This is a genomic window from Nocardiopsis sp. NPDC057823, from assembly GCF_042797335.1.
GTDB lineage: Bacteria > Actinomycetota > Actinomycetes > Streptosporangiales > Streptosporangiaceae > Nocardiopsis > Nocardiopsis changdeensis.
Window position 1 is genome coordinate 74,806 of record NZ_JBHVLR010000024.1, and the last position, 16,788, is coordinate 91,593.

Sequence of the window (16,788 nt, forward strand, 5' to 3'; positions counted from 1 at the left end):
CGCGGGCGCGCCGGAGGGCTCAGAAGTAGGTGGCGACGACGTCGACGACCGTGTCGGCGTCGTCGACCACCGGGATGCTCCGCCACCGGTCGAAGGTCGTGCAGGGGTGGGAGATCCCGAACGACATCAGGTCGCCCGGACGCACCCCCAGCCCCGGCGGGACGTCGAGGTAGGCGTGCTGGTCGTCGAACTTGCGCACCGTCACCCCCGCGGCGGGGACGGTGGTGCCGTCGGCCCGGCGCAGGACGCGCGGGATCGGCAGGTCCTGGTCGTACCCGGCGTCGCGGCGCCCCATCCCGGCGACCGCCAGTCCCTCCTCGGGGGCGGACAGGACGCGGGCCCACAGCTCCAGGGCGCCGGTGAGCGCGTCGCCGCCCTCCGGCAGCCGGTTGAAGGGGGTGAGGCGGCGGTACAGCCCGTCGTCGTGGCTGATGTAGGCGCCGCTGCGCAGGATCGGGATCGCCTCGACCATGCCGCCGAGCTCCTCGGCCACCAGGTCGAACCACGCGCTCCCGCCCACCGTCACGATCGGCTGCGCCCGCCCCGGGAAGAACCCGGCCTCCGACAGGGCCTCGGCGTCGCCGCGCAGGTCCCGCAGGAACCCCCGGACCCCGTCGGCGTCGGACAGGGGTCCCTCGTACCCGGCCACGCCGGACACGCCCGCCCCGGGGACGGCGGCCACGGCTCGGGCCAGCTCCAGGACCTCCTCGCGGGTGCGCACCCCGGTGCGGCCGCCCGGGACGCCGCGCTCCAGCAGCACGCCGGGCGGCCGACCGCCCTCGGCGCCCTTCAGGCCCTCGGCCAGGGCCGCGACCCCCTCGGGGGAGTCGACGTAGAACAGGAACTCGAAGCCGGGGTCGGCCGCGCCCTCGTCCGCCGCCCAGCGGATCACCCCGGGTTCGAGCAGCTCGTTGGCGAGCAGGATCCGCCGCACCCCGAACCGGCGCACCGCCAGCGCCTGGTTGGCGGTGGCGACGGTGATGCCCCAGGCGCCCGCGGCCAGCTGGCGGTCCAGCAGGGCGGGCGCCATCGAGGTCTTGCCGTGCGGGGCGAACAGCAGCCCGTGGCGGTGGGTGAAGTCGGCCAGGGCCGCGGTGTTGCGGGCGAGCGCGGACTCGCGCAGCACGAGCAGCGGCCACGTGAACGGCCCGTCGAACAACCGGTCCCGCCGGGCGGCGAAGTCGGCGGCGGCGACCGGGTCCCCCGGCCACCACACCCCCTTCGTCCGCCAGTCGACGACTTCTCCGATGTCCGACCGGTCGCTCACGTGGCTCCGCCTCCTGCTCGTGGGTCTCCCCGCAATCTAGCGGCTAGTGGAGAACCGGCACCAGGGGCGCGGGGAGCAGCGGCGTCGCGACCTGCTCCGGGGTGTCGTCGCGGTCCTCGTCCTCACGGCCCTCGTCGTCGAGGAAGTCGCGGATGGCGCGCTGCCCGGCGTCGGGGTAGTCGGTGATGAACCCGTCCACCCCCATGCGCAGGACGGCGTCCATGGCGGCCCGGCTGTTGACCGTGTAGGGCATGGTCTCGTACCCGTGCTCGTGGAGCAGCTCCACGTAGTCCTCGTCGACGGTGGTGTGGTTGGGGTTGACCATGTGCGCCCAGGTGAACTCCGACAGCCGGTCCTCGGGGACCCGCCCGAGCAGGGCGTGCGGGACCGAGGGCAGGAGCCGCTTGGACGAGCGCGTGACCTCCCAGTCGAAGCTCTGCACGACCAGGCGGCGCGGCTCCCACGCGGGGTTGTGCTCCAGCCAGTCCGGGCGCCTGAGCAGCTCGACCGCGATCTCCCTCTCGATCCCCGGGTAGCGGGCCGGCTCCTTGATCTCCAGGAAGAGGTTGAGGTCCAGCTCCCGCATGCGGTCCAGCGCCTCGCCCAGGGTGGGCACGGGCTCGCCCTCGAACTCGGGGGAGAACCACGACCCGGCGTCGAGCCGGCGCACCTCCGCCAGGGTGTAGTCGGCGACCAGGCGGGACCGGCGGTCCGGGAAGACCTCCTCGACGTCGGTGGTGCGGGTGAGGGTGGCGTCGTGCAGGAGGACGAGCTCGCCGTCCTCGGTCCGCTGGACGTCGATCTCGACGGTCAGCGCGCCGAAGCGCCGCGCGGCGTCGAGTCCGGCGAGCGTGTTCTCCGGGGCGTGGCCGGCGGCCCCCCGGTGGGAGACGGCGATGATCGGGCGCTGGGGGTCGGCGTGCTGGACGATGACGGGCTCCGTGGTGGTGCCCAGCGGGTCGAGCCCGGGGGCGTGGACCGCGGACGCGGCGATGGGGGCGCTGACCGCGAGAACGAGTGAGACGACTCCGAAGACGATGCCGATGCGGTGCACCGGGCCTCCCAGGTACGCGTGGACGGACGTATCGGTGGGTTCCTCGACACCGAAGCCTGAGTGCTTTCGGTGACCCCCCGGTTACGGGGTGCGGAGCACGCGGGAACGACCCGCGGTCATGTTGTCCGCCTCCCACCGATTATCACAGTATGCATTCACTTGATGACTTCATGTTACATTTTTGGCTCTTGAGACCCTCGATAATTACGCAGAGCCCTGCAATTATCACTATTAGTAGTCGATGGGAAGGAACACTATGCGTAAGCACCGCACGAGGTGGGTCGCGACTCTCGGCGTCGTCGCCCTGGCCGCCGCGGGTCCGGTCGGACTCGCCGGGTCCGCCCTCGCGGACGAGGAGGACGCGCGGGAGCTGAGCTGGCCGGTCGTCCGCCAGGGCCAGTCCTCCTACAGCCTCGACGGGTACGAGATCGGGTACCTGCCCCCCGGTCTGGAGAGGTACGGCATCAACGCCTCCTCCGTCACCGACCGCCAGGGCGGGCGCCAGTCCCAGCTCTCCTGGGTGCAGGGCCCCGACCAGCTCTTCGGCCGGGTGTCCGTGATCCGGTCCGAGGCCCTCCAGGACCTCGACGACCTGCGCAAGAGCCGGTACAGCCACATCCCCGACCGGGAGCTGGAGCTCGTGGAGGGCGACGCCGCCTTCGAGGACGGGGCCTACCTGTCCGAGGAGACCGGCGACCTCTTCTGGCTGGAGAGACCCGGCGTCGCCGTGGCCGCCCACCTCCAGCCGGACCGCTGGGAGGTCAAGGAACTGCGCCGGATGGCCGAGGAGGTCACCGAGGAGGCCGGGGCCGCCGGGCAGCCCGCCCAGGAGCCAGCCCAGGAGCCCGCCCAGGAACCGGCCGAGGGGACCGAGGAGCAGGCCGGGGCGAGCCCGGGCCCGGAGGACGTGGCCGAGGAGGTCGTGGACGAGGTCCCCGAGACCCCGGAGGCGCCCGTCGACACCCCCGAGGTCCCCGAAACGCCCGTCGAGACCCCGGAGGTCCCCGAGACCCCCGAGGTCCCGGAGGCTCCGGTCGAGACGCCCGAGGCGCCCGTCGACACCCCCGAGGTCCCGGCCGAGACGCCCGAGCTGCCCGCCGAGACGCCCGAGGCCCCGGTGGAGACCCCCGAGACCCCGGTGGACCCGGGCACCCCGGAGGTCCCCGGGACCCCGGTCGACGGGGTAGTCGGCGAGGCGCCCGAGCTGCCCGAGGTCCCGGAGGCTCCCGTCGAGACCCCCGAGACCCCGGTCGACGACGCCGTGACCCTGCCCGGCACGGGCTCCCGCGAGGTCAAGGAGTGCCTGCTGGACCGGTTCGTGGACTTCGAGGCGGGTGAGACCGGGCTGGACGAGTCCCAGCTGGCCCAGGACAGCGGCGAGTTCGTCGAGCAGGCCCTGGGCAAGGAGGACCTGGACGACGCCGAGCGCGACCGCCTGCTCGCCACCGTCTGGTACTACGGCGATGAGGGCGACAAGAACGCCGCCGTCGACACCTGCGCCCGGGAGAACGACCTGGAGCGCGCCCAGGTCGAGCAGGTCATCGCGGAGATCTCCGACCTGATCGCCGAGCTGGCCGCCGAGGCCGAGGCCGCCGCCGAGGGCACCGAGGCCGCCGGGACCGAGACCGGGACCGAGAAGGCCGACGACGGCACCGAGGCCGCCGCGGCCGAGCTCGACACCATCGGTGACGACGAGTGGCGCGAGCTGTGGGACTCCCTGCCCTGGAGCGTCCCGGCCCAGCAGTGATCGAACGCCGACCGACGCCGGGGGCCCTCGGGCCCCCGGCGTTCGCGTGTCCACCCCTCCTCCCATCCCATGACCCCTCCCCCCGCCCTCGGGGCGTGCTGTAGCGTCACCCTGCGCGGACCGGCATCCCGTTCCGCGTACGGCGTGCTCCCCCCACCACCTCTGCTACCCCTGGAGGCCCCTCCGATGGCCCGTTTCACCACCCGTCCCCAGCTCAGAGGCGACTTCGGCATGGTCGCGTCCACGCACTGGCTGGCCAGCGCCACCGGCATGTCCGTCCTCGAACGCGGGGGCAACGCCTTCGACGCCGTGGTCGCCGCGGGCTTCACCCTCCAGGTGGTCGAACCCCACCTCAACGGCCCCGGCGGCGAGGTCCCCGTGGTCTTCCAGGCCGCGGGCGGGCCGGTGCGCGTCCTGTGCGGCCAGGGGGTGGCGCCCGCCGCCGCCACGGTCGAGGCGTTCGCCGGGATGGACCGCATCCCCGGCAGCGGGGTGCTGGCCGCCGCCGTGCCGGGCGCCTTCGACGCGTGGATGCTGCTGCTGCGCGACCACGGCACCCTGACCGTGCGCGACGTCCTGGACCACGCCGTCGGCCTGGCCGAGCGCGGGTACCCCGTGCTGGACCGGATCTCCGCGGCGGTCGCCGCCCTGGAGCCCGTCTTCGCCCGGCACTGGACCGGCTCCGCCGAGGTCTACCTGCCGCACGGCCGGGTGCCCGCCGCCGGGACCCGGCTGCGCAACCCCGCCCTGGCCGCCGCCTACCGGCGGATCATCGCCGAGGCCGAGGCCGCCGGGAGCGACCGCGAGGCGCAGATCGAGGCGGCCCGCCGCAGCTGGTCGCAGGGGTTCGTGGCCGAGGCCGTGGCCGCGTTCCTGGCCGTGCCGGTGCCCTCCTCCACGGGGGAGCCGCAGCGGGGGCTGCTCACCTCCCAGGACATGGCCGACTGGAGCGCCACGTACGAGGAGCCGGCGAGCGTCACCTACGGCGCGCACACCGTCCACAAGACCGGCCCCTGGGGCCAGGGGCCCACCATGCTCCAGCAGCTGCGGCTGGCCGAGGCGCTGGGCACCCGCGGCGAGGGAACCGACTTCGTGCACCGGGTGACCGAGGCGGCCAAGCTCGCCTTCGCCGACCGCGAGGCCTGGTACGGCGACCCCGACTTCACCGACGTCCCGCTCAAGGAACTGCTGTCCGCCGAGTACGCCGCGGCGCGCGCGGCGCTGGTGGACGACGGCCGCGCGTCCCTGGACCAGCGCCCCGGGAGCGTGGCCGGGCGCACGCCCTTCACCCCGCCGGTGTACCTGGCGCAGGAGGCCCCGGCGGACCGCACCCTCGGCGAGCCCACCGTGCAGCGCGGCGACACCTGCCACGTGGACGTGGTGGACTCCCGCGGCAACATGGTGTCGGCGACCCCCAGCGGCGGCTGGCTCACCAGCTCCCCGGTGATCCCGGCGCTCGGGTTCCCGCTGGGCACCCGGACCCAGATGTTCTGGCTCGACCCGGAGTCCCCCAACGCCCTGGCCCCGGGCCGGCGGCCGCGCACCACGCTGTCCCCGACCCTGGTCACCCGGGAGGACGGCCAGGCGGTGCTGGCGATCGGCACCCCGGGCGGCGACCAGCAGGACCAGTGGACCTTCACCGCGCTGCTGCGCATCCTCAACGGGGTGGAGGACCTCCAGGAGGCCCTGGACGCCCCGATGTTCCACACCAACGCCTTCCCCAGCTCGTTCCACCCCCGGGAGACCGTCCCGGGCGACCTGGTCGTGGAGCCGGGCCTGGGCGAGGACGTCATCGCCGAGCTGCGCCGGCGCGGGCACCGGGTGCAGGTGTCCGAGCCCTGGTCGCTGGGGCGGCTGGCGGCCGTGGCCCGCGATCCGGAGACCGGCGAGCTGCGTGCGGCGGCCGACGCGCGGGGCTCCCAGGGATACGCCGCCGGGCGCTGAGACGAACGGAAACGAAACGGACATCCGAATCATCGTTTTGCACGTTAAGACTGGTTTGGGACCACTTGCCTGCCTTGATCGTGCCTCTTGCCAAATCGCCCGCTCGCTGCTTATGTAGTCCTTGTGCGACGGAACGCCGTCGTCACACCCCAGGACCATCCCGACAGGGTCGGCACGCTGTCTCCCCCTCCCTCAGCGGCTCCCTGTCAACCCCCTCCTGAACCGAGGCCTGCCTTCCCCTCCCGGCCGGGTCCTTCGGACAAGGAGACCGTGGGCCGTGGTGCCGCCGGTTCGGCGGCGCCACGGCCCACCGCCTTTCCCGGGCGCGGTGCCCCGCCGCCGCCCGAGGGCCTCCGCCCGGGGCCGGCGAATCCGAGCGCTCGTCGCAACATGGTGATCGGTTGCCTGCCGAGATGAGTCGAGATGAGTACCGCGAGACGCTGGGACGGGGAGTCCCACCCCGACGTCTTGCGGGGCCGGGTGTCGGGTTCCTCGGCGACTTCGTCGAGGAGGCCGCGGTCGTGGCGGGACAGGTCCGTCCCCTCCGGAACGCACGCGGGCCCCGGCCGAACGGCCGGGGCCCGCGCGTTCCGCCGAGCGGTCAGGTGTGGACGCGGACCGAGCCCGCGTAGTTGGCGGTGCGCACCGGGGTGACGCGCACGTCCAGGCCGGTCCGCGGCGCCTCCAGCATCATCCCGTCGCCCAGGTAGATCGCCACGTGCGAGATGTAGTCGGGCGCGGTGGGGTCCGACCTCCAGAAGATGAGGTCGCCGCGCTCCATGTCCTCGAAGGCGATGCGCTCGCCCGCGTTCCACTGGTCGTGGGTGACGCGCGGGATCTCCACGCCCGCCTCGCGGAAGGCCCACTGGAGCAGGCCCGAGCAGTCGAACCCGACGCCCGGGGTGGTGCCGCCCCAGACGTAGGGGACGCCCAGCTGGGACTCGGCGTTGGCGATGACACGCTCGATGACCGTCGGCGGCACGGCCTCGCCGTCGCCCGCCGGCTCGGGGGCGTCGCCCACCAGCTGGACGGACACGTCCTCGCCCAGCGCCCCGCCGAGGTCCTCGTACAGGTCCCACAGGTCGGCCCCGGGGGCCGAGACCACCAGCGCGTTGCCCTCGGGCATGCCGAGTTCGGCGGCGGTCTCCCGGGAGACCAGGGCGTCGATCCCGGCGATGCCGGAGGTGGCGTGCGTCCACACCTCCAGGGGCACGTCGCCGCGCCCGCCGGTCACGGTGACGTCGCCGCCGACCTCCAGCCCGCGCTCGGTGCCGGCGTCCTTGGACAGCGCGATGCGCCCCTCGGCGACGCCCTGCCAGATGTCGTCGGACTCGGCGGAGGGCTCGGGGGCGTGGTTGCGGAAGGTGGAGGGGTCCACGCCCAGCACGGACATGGCCTCCTCGTCGACCAGGACCCGGGCGGCGTCCACGGTGAGCACGTGCTCGACGCCGTCGATCCCGCGGACCGCGTCCACGGCCTCGGCGGGCAGGGTCTCCTGGGCGACCACGAAGTATTCGATGCTGCGCGCCTCGCGGAAGGGGGCCACGTAGGCGCTGTGGCTGAGGTCGTCGGGGTCTGCGACCTCGGGGGAGGCGGAGGCCTGCGGGTCCCGGAGGGGGTCGGATCCCCCGGACGCGAGGGGGTCGGCCTGTTCGCTGATGGGGGGTCGGTCCTCGACGACGGGGTCGGCCCAGGCCGGAGCCGCCCCGAACGCGGTGAAGGCGGCCACCAGGACCGCCGTGGTGCAAGCAGATCTACGGCTCCGCACGGGGATGTCTCGCCCTTTCTCTGAACGACCCGGGGTGTGGGGGACCCCTACGGCGCGCGCCTTTCCGATGACGTTCCGAGTCCAAGAATGGGTGTACCTGAACGCCTTTGCAAGAAGCCCACGCCGTCCGATATCGAACGTCCCGGTACGGGCCGGTCAGGGGGTCATGGGGGGTCGGGGGGTGTCTTCGTACTCCTCTGCAACGGTCACAGCCAGGGGGAATCGTACCGGAGTGTCCCCGAACAGGACAGTGCGCGCCCGCTCCCTGGCGGCATCGATCGCGTGAACGGCCTCCCGGGCCCGCTCGCGGGGCACGTGCAGCAGCACCTCGTCGTGCACGAAGAACACCACCGCCCCGGGCATCGACAGCCGCAGCGACGCGAGCAGCACCAGCGCCCACTCGGCCGCCCCGGCCTGTACCACGAAGTTCCGGGTGAACCGGCCGTGCGCCCGCCGGTGGCGCTCGCCGTCGGGGCCCGACGTGCGCCGCTCCCACCCGGCGGGCCGGGGCGAGGTGCGGCCCAGCCAGGACCGCACCACCCCGCCCCGCTCGCCGGTGCGGGCGGCGGCGTCCACGTACTCCAGGGCTCGCGGGTAGTGGCGGCGCAGCAGCGCCAGCAGCGGGGCGGCGTCCCCTCCGGTCTGGCCGTACATGGCGGAGATCAGGCCGAGTTTGGCGCGGGCCCGGTCGTCGCCGGTGTGCACGGCCAGGCGGGCGTACAGGTCGTCCTCGGCGGCCGCCTCGGCCAGGGCGGTGTCCCCCGAGACCGCGGCCAGGACGCGCGGCTCCAGCTGCCCGGCGTCGGCGCGCAGCAGCACCCACCCGGGGTCGGCCCGCACGGCGCCGCGCACCGCCTTGGGGATCTGCAGGGCACCGCCGCCCCGGGTGGCCCACCGCCCGGAGACGACCCCGCCCACCACGTAGTCGGGGCGGAACCGGCCCAGGCGCACCCCGTCGGGGCCCTCCCGCTCGTCCACCCAGGCGTCCCGCCAGGCCCAGCCGTTGGCCGAGTGCAGCCGCGACAGCTCCTTGTAGCGCAGCAGCAGCGGCACCACCGGGTGTTCGATCCGCTCCAGCTCCCGGGCCCGGGTCGAGGTGACGGGGTGGCCGATCCACGCCATGGCCTTGAGGACCTGCGCCGGGGAGTCGGGGTTGACCTCGCGGCCGACGGCCTCGCCGATGCGGGCGGCCAGGTCGGCCAGCACCGGGGGGCGGCGCCCCGCCGGGGGCCGCGGTCCCAGCAGGCCGGTGAGGATCCGGTCGTGCAGGTCGGGCCGCCAGGGCAGGCCCTCGTGGGACATCTCGGCGGCGGCCAGGGCCCCGGCCGACTCCAGCGCGGCCAGCAGGTCCATGCCGGGCGGCAGGGCGGCCAGGCGGCGCCGCTGGTCGGCGTGGACCTCGGCCAGGGCGTCGAGCCGGTCCGTGCCCGGCGGCAGGGTGGAGCGGTCGGCCTCGAAGAGCGCGGGCTGGGCGGCCGCGCCCTCCCCCGCCGGCTCGTGGGGGTCCGCGGGCACCGGGCGCCCGTGCAGCCGGGACCAGGCGGCGCCCAGGGAACGGGGCTCGCCGTGGCGTCCCTCGTATCCGAGCAGCAGCGCCTCGACGAGCGCCGCGTCGTGGCAGCGCTCCACCCGCACCCCGGCGCGCACCAGGTCGGGGTAGACGTCGCGGGTGTCGGCCCACACCCAGCGGGGCCGGTCGGCCTCGGCGGCGCGGACGGCCGCGGCCAGGTCGTCGACCCGCCGTTCGGGGCCGTCCCCGTCCAGCGGCCGCAACCGTCCGCCGCCCTCGCCGTCGGCGACCACCGCGATCCTCATGCGCCCATTCTGGTCCGCGGTACCGACGGTCCGCGGCCGCCCGGGCCCCGGCCCGCCGGGCGGGGGGCGCGGTCCCTACCGGCGGCCGGGCCGGACGATGTTCTCCAGCGGCTCCCCGGCCGCCCAGCGGGCGAGCTGGGCGTCCATGAACGCGCGGGCCCGCGGGTAGAACGCCGCGGACCCGCCCGCCACGTGCGGGGTGAGGAACACCCCGGGGGCGTCCCACAACGGGTGGTCCGCCGGCAGCGGCTCGGGATCGGTGACGTCGAGCGCCGCGCGCACCCGCCCGTTCTGCGCCAGCAGCGCGCCGGTGTCCAGGACCGGGCCGCGGCCGACGTTGACCACGAGCGCGTCGTCGCGCAGCAGCGCGAACTCCGCGGGGCCGAACAGCCCCCGGGTGCGCTCGGTCAGCGGGGTGACCAGCACGACGATGTCGGCGCGGGGCAACAGCCCGGGCAGCTCGTCCGCGCCGTGCACGTCCTCCTCGGGCCGGGCCCGGCCCGCCACCCGCACGACCTCGGTCTCGAAGGGCAGCAGGCGGCGCTCCAGGGCCCGCCCGATGCTGCCGTAGCCGACGATGAGCACCCGCTGGTCGGCCAGGGAGCGCAGCGGCACCGGGCCCCACCGGTGCTCGCGCTGGTCGAGCGCCCACCGGGGCAGGTCCCGCTGGGCGGCGAGGATGAGCGCCAGCGCGTGCTCGGCGGTGCTGGCGTCGTGCAGGCCGCGCCCGTTGCACAGGGTGACGTGGTCGGGGACCAGGCCCAGGACGTGCTCGTACCCGGCCGAGGTCAGCTGGAGCACCTCCAGCCGGGGCATCCGGCCGATGATGTCCAGGCGCTCGTCGACGCCCTGGGTGGAGGGGGCGTAGGGCACCTGGTAGAAGCCGACCCCGTCGAGCCCGTCCGGCGCCGGCCCCCCGGCGTAGACGTCCACCGTGAGCGCCTCCGGCGCGTTGCGGCGGTTCTCCTCCCACTGCACCAGTGCCCGGCCTGCCATGAGTGGCCCTCCCCTTCCGCGTGTGTCCGCCGCCACCCTATCCGGGCCGGTCAGGCCCGGGTCCCACCGCGGTGCTCGATGCCGCCGCCGCGCTGGGCCAGCTCGTAGCAGGCGATCGCGGCCGCGGCGGTGACGTTGAGGGAGTCGACGTCGCGGCCGGACATGGGGATGTGGACGCGGGCGTCGGCGCGCTCCAGCCAGCGGGCGGACAGGCCGTCGCCCTCGGTGCCCAGCAGCAGGCCCACGCCGTGCTCGGGCCCGACCCCGGCCAGCGCCTCGCGCAGCGGCCGGGAGCCCTCGCCGGGGGTGAGGGCCATCAGGTGGAACCCGGCGGCGCGCAGCTCGTCGAGGCCGCCGTACCAGTCGTCGAGCCGGGTGTAGGGCAGGGTGAAGACGGCGCCCATCGACACCTTGACCGCCCGCCGGTACAGCGGGTCGGCGCAGCGGGGGGCCAGCACGACGGCGTCCACCCCCAGTCCCGCCGCGCTGCGGAAGATCGCGCCGACGTTGGTGTGGTCCACCAGGTCCTCCAGCACGACGATGCCGCGCGCGCCGGCCAGGACCTCCTTCAGGGAGGGCAGCGGCCTGCGGTGGAAGGCGGCCAGGGCGCCGCGGTGCAGGTCGAACCCGACCAGGCGCTCGGCGGTCTCCTCCGACACCAGGTACAGCGGGGCGTCGGCGACCAGGTCGGCCAGGGCGTGGGCGCGGCGCCGGGTGAGCAGGAAGCTGCGCGGGCCGTAGCCGGCGGCCGCGGCCCGGCGGATGACCTTCTCCCCCTCGGCCATGAACAGGCCGTGCTCGGCCTCCAGGTGGCGGCGCAGGTTGACGTCCCGCAGCCGGGTGTAGTCGGCGAGCCGGGGGTCGGCGGGGTCGTCGATCTCGATGACGTGCATGGACGACGATTATCCCCGGTCGCCGGGAACGCCGCGGCGCGGTGCGCGCGGCGCCGCCGGGGGCGGTGCCCCACCGCACCGCGCGGTGCGGTGGGGCGTCACATGATCTGGTCGGTGAGGGGGCGCAGCCGCTGCCAGCGGGCCTCCTCGCAGGAGCCCTTGCGGGTGAGCGTGGTCTCGACCTCGTGGCCCTCCCAGACGCCCACGATGGTGGCCTCCTGCGGGCCGTACAGCTTGTCGGTGCACACGGTGCCCTCGCTGACCTCGGTGAACAGCGACTCGCTGCCGGGCAGCGCGGCGGTGGTGGGCTCGACGGGCACCCCGTCGATCGCCTCGGAGTCGGCCGCCTCCTCGGTCGGCTCGGCCTCCTCCTCGCCGGAGCTGGGGTGCTCGGCGCTGCCCGCGGGCTCGCCGTGGAACTCGGCCGCGACGGCGGCCAGGTCGGCGCAGGCCTGCGCGTCCTCCTCGGCGTCGCCGGTGCACTCCAGGGTCTGCACCCAGGCGCGGTCGCGGTCGCTGACGTGGATCTCCAGCGTGCCGATCGGCCCGCGCGGCGCGCTCGCCTCCTCGCCGTCCGGCTCGGGGTCGAGCCCGGCCAGGTCGGGGCTGAGCGCGGTGGCGGCCTGCACGTCCTGCTGCGGCGGCAGCATCGACGGGCCGACGATCACCCCGTAGGCGACCGCGCCGGCACAGCAGGCGCCGGCGAGCAGAGCGGTGCCGAGTGTTCCTCGGCGCCGGTGATCACGATCAAGGGACATGCGAAAACCCTCGGGGGTCGTCGGTCACGGGAGGTTCCGCGGTGTGCGCCGGCGGCCATGGGGGGCATGTGCCGGGGCGGACTCCCACAGCGGGGCCTAAGCCTAACGGGAACACGGGTGTGCTCCCCGGTGAGCACGGTAACAAAGAGATCACCCCACTCGGGTCGGGGAAGGCCCCGTCGGCCGCGGGGGCGGAGCCGGCCCGGGTGCCCTTCCGTCCGGTCCCACCGCCTCTTCCGTTCCCCCGTTACCAACGAGTAAGGTCCTGATGACGATGACGGAGAGTGGCTCAGGTCATAGAGGCCGTAGGGTGTTATGAACCCTTTCCACCCCGTGTGACGCCGCCGGGCGCGCGATGGTTCACTCTCCCGCCGTCCGGGGTGCCCGGCGCCGCACCCCGTGTCCCTGTCCCCTGTCCGCGCCGGCTCCCCCGCACACCCCGCCGCGCCCCGCGGGGAACGGCCGCGGCAACGCCCCGGAGTGCCCGTGCCCAGTGGACGTCACCGACTCAGCTCACCGACCTTCGCGACGACCCGCCGGCTGGTGCGTTCGCCGCTGGGGATCAGCGCCGTCGTCGTCGCCCTCGTCGTGGCGGCCGCGGTCGCCGTCCCCCTCGGGATCGGCGCGCTCGGCTGCGGTGACACCCGCTACCTGCGGGTGTCGGCCACGCAGAGCCTGGCCCCGATGCTGCGGGAGGCGGCGACCGAGTTCAACGCCGAGCGCCCGTCGTACAACGGGGACTGCGTGTACGCCCAGGTGGACGAGATCGCCCCGCACCGGATCATGACCGCCCTGGCCGGCGGCCCCGGCGCGGACTCCACCATCGCCCCGCACGTGTGGGTGCCCGAGTCCTCCGCCTGGGTGGAGCTGGCCCGCATGTCCGCCGGGGGCACCCGCGGCATCGAGACCGACCCGCCCTCGCTGGCCTCCTCCCCCGTGGTCCTGGCCGCCCCCGAGGGCACCGAGGGCATGCCCGACCCCGACGAGACCGACTGGACCGTCGTGCTGCCCGGCGAACGCGACCCCTACCGGCCGCTGGTCATGGTGGACCCCAACCGCGGCGTCGACGGCATGGCGGTGATGCACGCGGTCCGGCGCCACCTGGGCACCGGGGACGAGGCCGACACCGCGATGACCGACTTCGTGCGCGACGTGCAGACCGACAGCGCGTTCGGCGAGATCGACCTGTCCGCCTTCTTCACCGGGGGCGCCCGGGACGGGACGCGCCCGGCCCCGGTGATCGTGGTCCCCGAGCAGGCCGTGGCGGCCTACAACGCGAACCGCGCCGGAGACGCGCCGCGGTTGCGGGCGCACTATCCCCGGGAGGGGACCGTTTCCCTGGACTACCCCTACGTCACCACCACCGACACCCCCTCACTGCGTTCGGCCGCCGCCGACCTGTACGAGGTGCTGCGCGGCGACGCCTACCGCGACCGCCTGCGGGAGCTGGGCTTCCGCGACCCCGACGGGGAGGCGTCCGGCGCCCTGGCCGACCTGCCCGGGATCACCGCCGCCGCTCCCCGGGTCCATGGCGACCTCACCGGCGACGCCCTGCTGGCCTCGGTCACCGACTGGAACCGGCTGTCCATGCCCACCCGCACCCTGGTGCTGGCCGACGTCTCGGCCGACATGGCCGGGGACCTCGACGGCGCGGGCGGTGCGACCCGGATGGAGGCCGCCCGGCAGGCCGCGCTGATGGGCCTGGGCCTGTTCCCCGACGCCACCGACATGGGCCTGTGGCTGATGTCGGAGGAGTACGGGGAGTCCGGCCGCGAGGAGTCCGCCGACATGCAGGGCCTGGGCGACGCCGAGGACGGCCGCGAGGTCACCCGGCGCCAGGAGCTGATGGAGATCGCGCGGACCATCGACGTGCGGGGCGGCGGCTCCCGGCTCTACGACAACATCCTGGCCGCCTACGACGAGGTCCAGTCCGTCTACGACGAGGACAAGATCAACAGCGTCATCCTGCTGACCGCCGGCCGGGACGAGGGGTCGAGCGACCTGTCGCACGGCGAGCTCGTGGCGGCCCTGCAGGACCGCTTCGACCCGCAGCGGCCGGTGAGCCTGTTCATCATCGCCTTCGGCGACCAGGCCGACCGGGAGGAGCTGCGCGCGGTCGCGGCGGCGACCAGCGGCTCGCTGTTCGTCACCGACGACCCCGAGGAGATCGGCGACATCTTCCTCAGTTCGATCTCGCGGCGGCTCTGCGTGCCCGATTGCGACAACTGACGTGCGCCCCCGGGTACGGACCGGCCGTGCCCCGGGGGCGCCCCCGGGACGCGGGCCGACCGGGAACGGTCTCGATTCCGTATCGGAATCGGCTTTCGGCCGGACCGCCCCTCCGGGAGGGGCCGTCGTCGCCGGGGGCGGATCCCCCAAGGTGACGGGGGCTGCACGGGGGCGCGGTGCGGGTCACGGCACCATGTGACCGCAATGGACCTGTACGTACCGTCTCCACCTGCTCCGGAAGGTTGAGTACCTTTCCCACCAGTAACACCCTTGCGGTCGGACCGACGCCCTCCCGGTCCCGGCCCACCGGTCCGCCCCGCTCCGGCACCCGTACCTGCGCCGGCGGGCCACTCCAGTAACGGCACCATCCCCCAGGACGACTCCTCGTCCGAACACACCACCCCGTGAGGAAAGCTGTGGGACGTCACCGCGGAAGATACGCAGAAGAAGCCCCCGGTCGGTCCAGGCGCCGCCGCGGACGCGGCGGGGCCTTCGCCGCCCTGGCCGCGGCCCTCGTGATCGTCGTCGGCCTGGCGGGGGTGGGCGTGTACATGTTCGGCAACTCCGGCGGGTGCGGCGGCTCCGACATCCGGCTGGACGTGGCCGTCAGCCCCGAGCTGGCGCCCGCCGTCGACGCGGTCGCCCGCGACTTCAACCTCACCGACACCGCCGTCGACGGCCGGTGCGTGCACGTCGAGGTCCGCCAGGTCGACTCGGCCAACGTCGCCTTCGGCATCACCGGCTCCGGCGCCACCATGGGCGACACCGACTCCGACGTGTGGATCCCGGACTCCTCGGTGTGGCCGCGCATCGTCCAGAGCCAGTCCGGCGACGCCGTCCTCACCGACACCGGGACCTCCGTGGCCCGCAGCCCGCTGGTGGTGACCGAGCTCGCCGCGTACGCCGAGGAGACCGAAGCGCCCACCACGTGGATGGACGTTGTGCCCACCGCCGCGCCCGGCGAGCAGGCCGAGCGCACCGTCCGGGTCGTCGACCCGGCCCGCAGCTCCACCGGCCTGGGCACCCTCTACCTGCTCAACGGCGCACTGGAGGAGGCCAGCCCCGACGCCGAGACCTTCAACGCGGCCATGACGGCCGCCCTCCAGTCGCTGCACCGCGGCGCCTCCGCCGACGAGGAGGCCGCCTTCCTGGCGCTCAGCGGCGGCGGCGAGGAGGCCCCGCCCCTCATGGTGATGTCGGAACAGGCCGCCTGGCGCTACAACTCCGCCTACGAGGAGAACGCCGTCCGGGTCGACTACCTCGAGGGCGGCACCTACTACCTCGACTACCCCTACCTCGTCCGCACCGAGGACAGCGTCCTGACCCGCGCGGCCGAGGAGTTCCGCACCGCGATCCGCTCGGACTCGGCGCGCGGGCACATCCTCGCCGAGGGCTTCCGCGGGCCCGAGGGCGAGGTGGACACCTCCGTGCTCAGCGGCGACCACGGTTTCGTGGAGGCCGCCCCCGAGGAGCTGGCGACGCCCTCCGAGGGTTCGATCACCGACCTGACCCGCACCTGGAACCAGATGAAGATGGACTCGCGCGTGCTCGCGATCGTCGACATCTCCGGGTCGATGCTGGCCGAGGTGCCCGGCACCGGGATGACCCGCATGCAGGTGACCGGCGCCGCCGCCACCCAGGGCCTGGAGATGTTCACCCCCAGCTCCGAGCTGGGCCTGTGGCAGTTCTCCACCAACGTCAACAACAACCTGCACTACCAGGAGCTCGCGCCGATCCGCGAGCTCCAGGCCACGGCGGACGACGGCAGCGAGCACCGCGCCGTCCTGTCCCAGGCGCTGGGCTCCCTCCAGCCGCTGCCCCAGGGCGACACGGCCCTGTACGACACCTACCTGGCCGCGTACCAGGAGATGTCGCGGACCTACCGGCCCGACCGCAACAACGTCATCCTGATGCTGACGGACGGGGACAACGACAACCCCGGCGGCCTGGACCTGGACGGACTGCTGACGCAGATCGAGGCGATCGCCAGCCCGTCCCGGCCGATCCCGATCATCACCATCGCGTTCGGCCCCGACGTGCAGAACCTGGAGCCGCTCCAGGAGATCGCCGCGGCGACCGGCGGCGCCTCGTACATGACCGAGGACCCGACGGAGATCGGCGACATCTTCATCAGGGCGTTCTCGCTGCGCATCTCCGAGCCCGAGGACTGACGGGGACTCGGGTCCGGGGACCCGGGACCGCGCCGGAGGGGGCGGCGGCCGATGCGGCCGCCCCCCCCACCCGGCGTGCACGGGTGCGGGGGGTCCATGGACGTGTCCGCCCGTGCGGGGGTCACCAGTGTATTTTACACAACTGA

Annotated in this window: 11 protein-coding genes; 4 read left to right on the forward strand and 7 right to left on the reverse strand. The window is 74.4% G+C overall.

Going from position 1 to position 16,788, the window contains the following annotated elements; genetic code table 11:
- Positions 1-19: 19 nt before the first annotated feature.
- Both ACFVNO_RS28210 and ACFVNO_RS28215 read right to left on the reverse strand, forming a co-directional pair.
- Positions 20-1,267 carry an alanine racemase gene (locus ACFVNO_RS28210; protein ID WP_355269678.1) on the reverse strand — a complete coding sequence of 416 codons (1,248 nt, stop codon included), beginning with the start codon at positions 1,265-1,267 and terminating at the stop codon, positions 20-22.
- Positions 1,268-1,310: 43 nt separating this feature from the next.
- The gene (locus ACFVNO_RS28215) at positions 1,311-2,321 is read right to left on the reverse strand and encodes a glycerophosphodiester phosphodiesterase (RefSeq protein ID WP_378897094.1); all 1,011 of its coding nucleotides are present in this window, start codon (positions 2,319-2,321) and stop codon (positions 1,311-1,313) included.
- A 256-nt stretch (positions 2,322-2,577) separates the two neighbouring features.
- Between ACFVNO_RS28215 and ACFVNO_RS28220 the strand changes: the two genes are divergently transcribed.
- The gene (locus tag ACFVNO_RS28220; RefSeq protein ID WP_378897097.1) at positions 2,578-4,068 is read left to right on the forward strand and encodes a hypothetical protein; all 1,491 of its coding nucleotides are present in this window, start codon (positions 2,578-2,580) and stop codon (positions 4,066-4,068) included.
- 186 nt (positions 4,069-4,254) lie between these two features.
- Positions 4,255-6,012, forward strand: a complete 1,758-nt coding sequence (locus ACFVNO_RS28225) for a gamma-glutamyltransferase family protein (protein ID WP_378897100.1) — start codon at positions 4,255-4,257, stop codon at positions 6,010-6,012.
- Positions 6,013-6,613: 601 nt separating this feature from the next.
- Here ACFVNO_RS28225 and ACFVNO_RS28230 read toward each other — a convergent pair.
- The 5 genes from ACFVNO_RS28230 to ACFVNO_RS28250 all read right to left on the reverse strand — a co-directional run bounded on the left by ACFVNO_RS28230 (position 6,614) and on the right by ACFVNO_RS28250 (position 12,242).
- Positions 6,614-7,780, reverse strand: coding sequence for a C40 family peptidase (locus tag ACFVNO_RS28230; RefSeq protein ID WP_378897102.1), 1,167 nt, complete (start codon positions 7,778-7,780; stop codon positions 6,614-6,616).
- 156 nt (positions 7,781-7,936) lie between these two features.
- Complete coding sequence (locus tag ACFVNO_RS28235; RefSeq protein ID WP_355269688.1) at positions 7,937-9,595, reverse strand: bifunctional 3'-5' exonuclease/DNA polymerase; 1,659 nt, start codon at positions 9,593-9,595, stop codon at positions 7,937-7,939.
- A gap of 75 nt (positions 9,596-9,670) precedes the next feature.
- Positions 9,671-10,591, reverse strand: a complete 921-nt coding sequence (locus tag ACFVNO_RS28240; RefSeq protein WP_378897105.1) for a 2-hydroxyacid dehydrogenase — start codon at positions 10,589-10,591, stop codon at positions 9,671-9,673.
- A 50-nt stretch (positions 10,592-10,641) separates the two neighbouring features.
- Positions 10,642-11,484, reverse strand: coding sequence for an RNA methyltransferase (locus ACFVNO_RS28245; protein WP_220562749.1), 843 nt, complete (start codon positions 11,482-11,484; stop codon positions 10,642-10,644).
- A gap of 98 nt (positions 11,485-11,582) precedes the next feature.
- The gene (locus ACFVNO_RS28250) at positions 11,583-12,242 is read right to left on the reverse strand and encodes a hypothetical protein (protein WP_355265380.1); all 660 of its coding nucleotides are present in this window, start codon (positions 12,240-12,242) and stop codon (positions 11,583-11,585) included.
- Positions 12,243-12,728: 486 nt separating this feature from the next.
- Between ACFVNO_RS28250 and ACFVNO_RS28255 the strand changes: the two genes are divergently transcribed.
- The gene (locus ACFVNO_RS28255; protein WP_378897109.1) at positions 12,729-14,471 is read left to right on the forward strand and encodes a substrate-binding domain-containing protein; all 1,743 of its coding nucleotides are present in this window, start codon (positions 12,729-12,731) and stop codon (positions 14,469-14,471) included.
- 416 nt (positions 14,472-14,887) lie between these two features.
- Positions 14,888-16,642: a substrate-binding and VWA domain-containing protein gene (locus ACFVNO_RS28260; RefSeq protein WP_355265386.1), complete on the forward strand. Its 1,755-nt coding sequence runs from the start codon at positions 14,888-14,890 to the stop codon at positions 16,640-16,642.
- Positions 16,643-16,788 lie beyond the last annotated feature (146 nt).

Bases quoted from the DNA above. Each gene is read 5' to 3' on its own strand.
- ACFVNO_RS28220 (WP_378897097.1), top strand. From the start codon at position 2,578: ATGCGTAAGCACCGCACGAGGTGGGTCGCGACTCTCGGCGTCGTCGCC.
- ACFVNO_RS28225 (WP_378897100.1), top strand. From the start codon at position 4,255: ATGGCCCGTTTCACCACCCGTCCCCAGCTCAGAGGCGACTTCGGCATG.
- ACFVNO_RS28235 (WP_355269688.1), bottom strand. From the start codon at position 9,595: ATGAGGATCGCGGTGGTCGCCGACGGCGAGGGCGGCGGACGGTTGCGG.
- ACFVNO_RS28240 (WP_378897105.1), bottom strand. From the start codon at position 10,591: ATGGCAGGCCGGGCACTGGTGCAGTGGGAGGAGAACCGCCGCAACGCG.
- ACFVNO_RS28245 (WP_220562749.1), bottom strand. From the start codon at position 11,484: ATGCACGTCATCGAGATCGACGACCCCGCCGACCCCCGGCTCGCCGAC.
- ACFVNO_RS28250 (WP_355265380.1), bottom strand. From the start codon at position 12,242: ATGTCCCTTGATCGTGATCACCGGCGCCGAGGAACACTCGGCACCGCT.